The 7,695-nt window shown below is 74.6% G+C and carries 4 protein-coding genes and 1 riboswitch; of the genes, 3 read left to right on the top strand and 1 reads right to left on the bottom strand.

The genetic code is table 11. The annotated features are described in order from the left end of the window. Positions 1-110 precede the first annotated feature (110 nt). A complete protein-coding gene (gene cobN / locus ACH4K4_RS06675; protein ID WP_398165263.1) occupies positions 111-3,782 on the bottom strand; it encodes a cobaltochelatase subunit CobN in 3,672 nt (1,223 codons plus the stop codon). Between the two features lie 56 nt (positions 3,783-3,838). Then, positions 3,839-3,911: riboswitch (cobalamin riboswitch) on the bottom strand. A 105-nt stretch (positions 3,912-4,016) separates the two neighbouring features. Here cobN and cobG point away from each other — a divergent pair. From cobG to ACH4K4_RS06660, 3 genes are read left to right on the top strand one after another with little or no spacing between them, the layout of a single operon-like run. Beyond that, positions 4,017-5,384: a precorrin-3B synthase gene (cobG, locus tag ACH4K4_RS06670; protein WP_398165420.1), complete on the top strand. Its 1,368-nt coding sequence runs from the start codon at positions 4,017-4,019 to the stop codon at positions 5,382-5,384. 19 nt (positions 5,385-5,403) lie between these two features. Then, positions 5,404-6,036, top strand: a complete 633-nt coding sequence (locus ACH4K4_RS06665) for a precorrin-8X methylmutase (RefSeq protein WP_398165262.1) — start codon at positions 5,404-5,406, stop codon at positions 6,034-6,036. Beyond that, positions 6,033-7,547 (top strand): precorrin-2 C(20)-methyltransferase, encoded by a 1,515-nt coding sequence (locus ACH4K4_RS06660; RefSeq protein WP_398165260.1) that lies wholly within the window; start codon positions 6,033-6,035, stop codon positions 7,545-7,547. Before ACH4K4_RS06665 ends, ACH4K4_RS06660 begins: the two co-directional genes overlap by 4 nt. Positions 7,548-7,695 lie beyond the last annotated feature (148 nt).

The raw sequence follows: 7,695 nt of genomic DNA, 5'->3' as shown, positions 1-7,695 counted from the left end.
GGGCGTGCGGTGGGGGGGGTTTGGGCCCTGCGCCCCACGCGGCGGCGCCCGGCGCGGGTGGCGCGCCGACCCGCCCCCCGCCCCGGCCGCCGTCGGTACAGGAGCGGGCGTCAGCCCTTGTCCTCCAGGTCGCCCTCGGTCTCCAGGAACGCCTCCCGGAGCGCCGCCAGCGTCTCCTTGTCCGGCTCGGCCCACATGCCGCGCGACTCCGCCTCCAGGAGGCGTTCCGCGATGCCGTGCAGGGCCCAGGGGTTGGCCTCCTGGAGGAAGGCGCGGTTCTCGGGATCGAGGACGTACGTCTGCGCCAGCTTGTCGTACATCCAGTCGGCGACGACGCCGGTCGTGGCGTCGTACCCGAACAGGTAGTCGACGGTCGCGGCGAGTTCGAAGGCGCCCTTGTAGCCGTGGCGGCGCATCGCCTCGATCCAGCGCGGGTTGACGACGCGGGCGCGGAAGACGCGGGAGGTCTCCTCGACCAGCGTGCGGGTGCGGACCGTCTCGGGGCGGGTCGAGTCGCCGATGTACGCCTCGGGCGCGGCGCCCTTGAGCGCGCGGACGGTCGCGACCATGCCGCCGTGGTACTGGAAGTAGTCGTCCGAGTCGGCGATGTCGTGCTCGCGGGTGTCGGTGTTCTTCGCCGCCACCGCGATGCGCTTGTACGCGGTCTCCATCTCCTCGCGCGCCGGGCAGCCCTCCAGGCCGCGCCCGTACGCGTAGCCGCCCCACACCGTGTAGACCTCGGCGAGGTCGGCGTCCGTACGCCAGTCACGCGAGTCGATGAGCTGGAGCAGGCCCGCGCCGTACGTGCCGGGGCGGGAGCCGAAGATGCGGGTGGTGGCGCGGCGCTCGTCGCCGTGCGCGGCCAGGTCGGCCTGGGCGTGGGCGCGCACGTAGTTGACGCCGGCGGGCTCGTCCAGGGAGGCGGCGAGCCGTACGGCGTCGTCCAGCAGGCCGATGACGTGCGGGAACGCGTCACGGAAGAAGCCGGAGATACGCAGCGTCACATCGATGCGCGGGCGCCCCAGTTCGTCGGCGGGAATCGGTTCCAGGCCGGTCACGCGGCGCGAGGCGTCGTCCCAGACGGGCCGGATACCGAGCAGCGCCATCGCCTCGGCCACATCGTCACCGGAGGTACGCATCGCACTCGTCCCCCACAGGGACAGGCCCACCGAGGTCGGCCAGTCGCCGTGGTCGGTGCGGTAGCGCTCCAGGAGGCTGTCGGCGAGCGCCTGGCCGGTCTCCCAGGCCAGCTTGCTGGGCACGGCCTTGGGATCGACCGAGTAGAAGTTGCGTCCGGTCGGCAGGACGTTGACCAGGCCGCGCAGCGGCGACCCGGACGGGCCCGCCGGGACGAAGCCGCCGGCCAGCGCGTGCACGGCGTGGTCGATCTCGTCGGTGGTGGCGGCGAGGCGCGGGACGACCTCGCGGGCGGCGAAGGCCAGGATCGCCGCGACCGGCTCGCGCTGGTCCTCCGGCAGCTCCGCGGTGACCCGCTCGACGGCGGCCAGGTCCCAGTCCGCGTCGTCCATGGCCTGCACCAGGCCGCGGGCGCGTTCCTCGACCGCGTCGGCGGTCGTCCGGGTCGCGGCCGACTCGTCCAGGCCCAGCGCCTCGCGCAGGCCCGGCAGCGAGGACGTACCGCCCCAGATCTGCCGGGCGCGCAGGATGGCGAGCACGAGGTTGACGCGCGCCTCACCGGCGGGCGCACCGCCGAGGACGTGCAGCCCGTCGCGGATCTGCGCGTCCTTGACCTCGCACAGCCAGCCGTCGACGTGCAGCAGGAAGTCGTCGAAGCCCTCGTCGTCCGGGCGCTCCTCCAGGCCGAGGTCGTGGTGCAGCTTGGCGGCCTGGATCAGCGTCCAGATCTGGGCGCGGATGGCGGGCAGCTTGGCCGGGTCCATGGCGGAGATCGCCGCGTACTCGTCGAGCAGCTGCTCCAGGCGCGCGATGTCGCCGTACGACTCGGCGCGGGCCATCGGCGGGACGAGGTGGTCGACGAGCGTGGCGTGCACCCGGCGCTTGGCCTGGGTCCCCTCGCCCGGGTCGTTGACCAGGAACGGGTAGATCAGCGGCAGGTCGCCGAGGGCCGCGTCCGGGCCGCAGGCGGCGGACAGGCCGGCGTTCTTGCCGGGCAGCCACTCCAGGTTGCCGTGCTTGCCCAGGTGCACCATGGCGTCGGCGCCAAAACCGCCGTCCTCCTGGGAGGCGGCGATCCAGCGGTAGGCGGCCAGGTAGTGGTGCGAGGGCGGCAGATCGGGGTCGTGGTAGATCGCGATCGGGTTCTCGCCGAAGCCGCGCGGCGGCTGGATGAGGATGAGCAGGTTGCCGCGGCGCAGCGCGGCCAGCACGATGTCGCCGTCCGGGTTCCGGCTCCGGTCGACGAACATCTCGCCGGGCGGCGGGCCCCAGTGCTCCTCGACCTGCTCGCGCAGCTCCCGCGGCAGCGTGCCGTACCAGCGCTTGTAGTCGGCGGCGGGGATGCGGACCGGGTTGCGGGCGAGCTGCTCCTCGGTCAGCCACTCCTGGTCGTGGCCGCCGGCCTCGATCAGCGCGTAGATCAGCTCGTCGCCGACGCCGGACTCCAGACCGGGTACGGGCTCGTCGCCGTAGTCGTACCCCTCTTCCCGAAGGCGGCGCAGCAGGGCAACAGCACTCGCCGGAGTGTCCAGCCCCACCGCGTTGCCGATCCGCGAATGCTTGGTCGGGTACGCGGACAGCACCAGCGCCAGGCGCTTGTCGGCGGGGGCGATGTGGCGCAGCCGGGCGTGGCGTACGGCGATGCCGGCGACCCGGGCGGCGCGCTCGGGGTCGGCGACGTACACCGGCAGGCCGTCCTCGTCGGTCTCCTTGAAGGAGAACGGGACGGTGATCAGCCGGCCGTCGAACTCCGGCACCGCGATCTGGCTGGCGGCGTCCAGCGGGGACAGGCCCTCGTCGTTCTCCTCCCAGGCACTACGCGGCCCGGTCAGGCACAGGGCCTGGAGGATCGGCACGTCCAGCGCGGCCAGCGCGCCCGCGTCCCAGGACTCGTCGTCACCGCCGGCCGACGCCTCGGCGGGCTTGGTGCCGCCCGCCGCCAGCACGGTCGTCACGATGGCGTCGGCGGCCCGCAGCTCCTCGATCAGCTCCGGCTCGGGCGCCCGCAGCGAGGCCACGAACAGCGGCATCGGGCGGCCGCCGGCCTCCTCGATCCGCTCGCACAGCGACTCGATGAAGCCGGTGTTGCCGCTCATGTGGTGGGCGCGGTAGTAGAGCACGGCGACCAGCGGGCCGGTCGCGGCGCCCGTGTCGTCCGTACGGGCCACGACCTCCGCGCCGGTGCGCGCCTCGGCCGCCAGGTGCTTCGAGCGCTCCAGGTGGCCCCAGGAGGGCGCGGCGGCCGGCGGGTCGAAGCCGTGGCCGGTCAGCAGCACGGTGTCGGACAGGAAGCGGGCGAGCTGGTCCAGGTTGGCGGGGCCGCCGTGCGCCAGGTAGGCGTGGGCCTCGGCCGCGATGCCGATGGGGACGGTGGACGCCTCCATGAGCTGCGCGTCCGGGGCCTGTTCGCCGGTGAGCACCACGACGGGGCGGGTCTGGTCGGCGGCGAGGAGCTGGTCCAGGCCGTCCTGCCAGGCGCGCAGGCCGCCGAGGAGGCGGACGACGACCAGGTCGGCGCCGTCCAGGAGCGCGGGCAGCTCCGCGAGGTCGAGCCGGGCGGGGTTGGCGAGCCGGTACGGCACGGGACCGGCGGCCGCACGGGCGCTGAGCAGGTCGGTGTCGGACGTCGACAGCAGCAGGATCATTGCGGCGTCTGGCCTTCCTCGGGGTCCGCGCCCCGGGCGGTGTTCACGGACGGCGGGAGTTCCTGGCTCGCCCGGCGGTGGCCGGGCTCACAGTGGCGGGACCGCGCCGGGTTCTCACCGGGCTTCCTCCCTTGGCGCCGTCGCTGGCGTCCGGTGGGCCAGCTGACCCACCGACCTGCATAGTAAGGGCTGCGCCCGGTGACGGGGCGGCGGACCGTCCGGGCCATCGTCGGTATGCTCGCCGCCATGCCGCCCACCCCCGCGATACCCCCGCATCGGGACGAAACCCTCATTCGGGACCGCGGTGACGCCTGCGTACGGGACCGCGGCGACGCCTGTCCCGGGGCGCTGCGGCTGCACTCCGCCGCCGACGGCTTCCTGGCCCGACTCCGCCTGCCCGCCGGCCTGCTGACGGCCCGTCAGGCACGTGCCCTGGCCGACGCCGCGGACCGCCTCGGCGACGGCCACCTCTCCCTCACCTCCCGCGGCAACGCGGAACTGCGCGGTCTGGGTGACGACTGCGCCACGATCCTCGCGGACCTGCTGCGCGCCGCCGGACTCCTCCCCTCCGACCGCCACGAACGCGTACGCAACATCGTCGCCTCGCCGCTCGCCGGCCTCGACGGCCAGGGCGCCGACGGCGGCGCCGCCGTACAGGAATGGGCCCGTGAGCTGGACCGTCTCCTGTGCGCGAGCGACACGACCCCCGCGCTCTCCGGCCGCTTCCTCTTCGCGCTGGACGACGGCCGCGGCGACGTGGCCCCGCTCGGCGCCGATGTGACGTTGATCGCAGAATCCGGCGGCACGGCGCTGCTGCGCGTCGGCGACGACGACCAGGCCCTGCGCCTCCCCGGCGGCGACGCCCCCCGCGCGGCCCGCACCGCCGCCGAAGCGTTCCTCACGGTCGCCCGCGAGACCGGCAACGGCTCCTGGCGCGTACGGGAGCTCCCACCGGGCCACGGCGCCGCGGCCGTCCGCGACCTGCTCCGTACGCGCCTCCCCCAGCCGTACCCGACGACTCCCCCGCCTCCAGTGCCGACACCCGCCCCACCCCGCCCGGGAGTGGTCGTCTCCCCCGACGGCACCCACGCCCTCTCCCTACTCGCCCCCCTCGGACGCCTCACCACCGCGCAGCTCCGGCAGCTGGCCGCCGGCGCCCACGACGGCTCCGCCGAACTGCGTATGACACCCTGGCGCGGCGTGGTCGTCCCCGGCCTGTCCCCCGAGGCGGCCGGAGCCCGGCTGCGCGAACTGGCCGCGGCCGGCCTGATCACCGACCCCGCCTCCCCCTGGTACGGCCTCGGCGCCTGCACCGGCCGCCCCGGCTGCGCCAAGTCCCTGTCCGACGTACGGGCGGACGCCGTGGCCACCCTGCGCCAGGGCGGCACCGGGCTGCCGGTCCACTGGTCGGGCTGCGCCCGCCGCTGCGGCCACCCGCACGGCGCGTGGGTCGACGTCGTGGCCACCGGCGACGGCTACGACGTGGCCGTACGGGGCACCCGGGACCAGGCGGACACCGCGACCACCATCCCCCTGACCGACACCGACCGCCTCGCCGACGCCGTCGCGTCGGCGCGCGCGGCCGACCGCACAACGACATGACCGAGGGCAACGAGGCACAGTGAGCGAGTTCGACTACGAGAAGGACGGCGCGGAGATCTACCGCCAGTCCTTCGCCACCATCCGCGCCGAGGCGGACCTCGCGGACCTGCCCGACGACGTCAGCAGGGTCGCCGTCCGGATGATCCACGCCTGCGGCATGACCGACCTCGTACGCGACCTGGCGTACTCCCCGAAGGTCGTCGCGCGGGCGGGCGAGGCCCTGCGGAACGGCGCCCCCATCCTCTGCGACGCGAACATGGTCGCCAGCGGCGTCACCCGCAAGCGGCTGCCCGCCGGCAACGACGTGGTCTGCACCCTCGCCGACCCGTCCGTACCGGACCTGGCCAAGCGCATGGGCACCACCCGCAGCGCCGCCGCCCTCGAACTGTGGCGCGACCGCCTGGACGGCGCGGTGGTCGCCGTCGGCAACGCCCCCACCGCGCTCTTCCGCCTCCTGGAGATGATCGAGGAGGGCGCGCCCCGCCCGGCCGCCGTCATCGGCATCCCGGTCGGCTTCATCGGCGCGGCCGAGTCCAAGGACGCGCTGGCCCAGCACCCCTCCGGCCTGGAACACCTGGTGGTACGCGGACGGCGCGGCGGCAGCGCCATGGCCGCGGCCGCGATCAACGCGATAGCGAGCGTGGAAGAGTGACCGAGCAGCACACCGCCCCCGGCCCGGGCCGCCTGTACGGAGTCGGCCTCGGCCCCGGCGACCCGAACCTGATGACCCTCCGCGCCGTCGAGGTCATCTCGTCCGCCGACGTGATCGCGTACCACAGCGCCCGCCACGGCCGCTCGATCGCCCGCTCCATCGCCGAGCGCCACATCCGCCCGGACCACCACGAAGAACCCCTGATCTACCCGATCACCACGGAGTCCACGGACCACCCCGACGGCTACCGGGGCGCCCTCAACGACTTCTACACCGAAGCCGCCGCCCGCCTCGCCGCGCACCTCGACGCGGGCCGCACCGTCGCCGTGCTCGCCGAGGGCGACCCGCTCTTCTACGGCTCGTACCAGCACATGCACCAGCGCCTGGCCGACCGGTACGAGACCGAGGTCATCCCCGGCGTCACCTCCGTCAGCGCGGCAGCGGCCCGCCTCGGCAAGCCGCTCTGCGAAGCGGACGAAGTCCTCACCATCCTCCCCGGCACCCTCCCCACCGAGGAACTGACCGCCCGCCTGGCCGCCACCGACGCCGCCGTCGTCATGAAGCTCGGCCGCACCTTCCCCTCCGTGCACCAGGCACTGACCGACTCCGGCCGCCTCCCCGAGGCCGACTACGTCGAACGCGCCACCATGCCCGGCGAACGCACGGCGCCCCTGTCGGAGGTGGACCCGTCCACCGTCCCCTACTTCTCCGTCGCCGTCGTCCCCAGCCGTATCGCCACCCCGCCCCCCGCTCCGGTCACCGGCTCGGTCGTCGTCGTCGGCACCGGCCCGGCAGGCCCCCGCTGGCTCACCCCCGAATCGCGCGGCGCCCTCGCCTCCGCCACCGACCTCGTCGGCTACACCACCTACCTGGACCGCGTCCCCGTACGCCCCGGCCAGGCCCGCCACGCCTCCGACAACAAGGTCGAGTCCGAACGCGCCGAACTCGCCCTCGACCTGGCCCGCCGCGGCCGCCGCGTCGCGGTCGTCTCCGGCGGCGACCCCGGCATCTTCGCCATGGCCACCGCCGTCCTCGAAGTCGCCGCCCAGCCCCCGTACGCGTCCGTCCCCGTACAGGTCCTCCCCGGCGTCACCGCCGCCAACGCGGCAGCGGCCCGCGCCGGCGCGCCCCTCGGCCACGACTACGCGGTCATCTCCCTCTCCGACCGCCTCAAGCCCTGGGAAGTCATCGCCGACCGCCTCCACGCCGCCGCCTCCGCCGACCTGGCGATGGCCCTCTACAACCCCGGCTCCCGCACCCGCACCTGGCAGGTCGCCAAGGCCCGCGAACTCCTCCTGGAACACCGCTCCCCGGACACCCCGGTCGTCCTGGCCCGCGACGTGGGCGGCCCCGAGGAGTCCATCCGCGTGGTCCCCCTCGCCTCCCTCGCCCCCGAGGAAGTCGACATGCGCACAATCCTCCTCATCGGCTCCTCCCAGACGGAGTCGGTACGGCGCGGGGAGGACGACCGGGAGACGGTCTGGACGCCGCGGAGGTATCCGGAGGGGTGACCGCCTGACGGGCGGGTGCGCCCTCGGGCCCACCCGCCCACCCGTTCAGTCCTTGCCCCCGCGCTCCGGCAGCGAGATGACGAAACCTCTCAGTGGCCGGGGCGGGCGGCCTTCTTCCGCCTCGGCATGCTGCCGGGACCGGAGGTCC

The organism is Streptomyces sp. NPDC017529 (assembly GCF_044329785.1).
Taxonomy (GTDB): domain Bacteria; phylum Actinomycetota; class Actinomycetes; order Streptomycetales; family Streptomycetaceae; genus Streptomyces.
This window is presented reverse-complemented; position numbering and strand designations above follow the sequence as displayed.

What these genes read in the sequence shown, in the direction of transcription:
- cobN (WP_398165263.1), bottom strand. Translation starts at nt 3,782, where the DNA reads ATGATCCTGCTGCTGTCGACGTCCGACACCGACCTGCTCAGCGCCCGT.
- cobG (WP_398165420.1), top strand. Translation starts at nt 4,017, where the DNA reads ATGCTCGCCGCCATGCCGCCCACCCCCGCGATACCCCCGCATCGGGAC.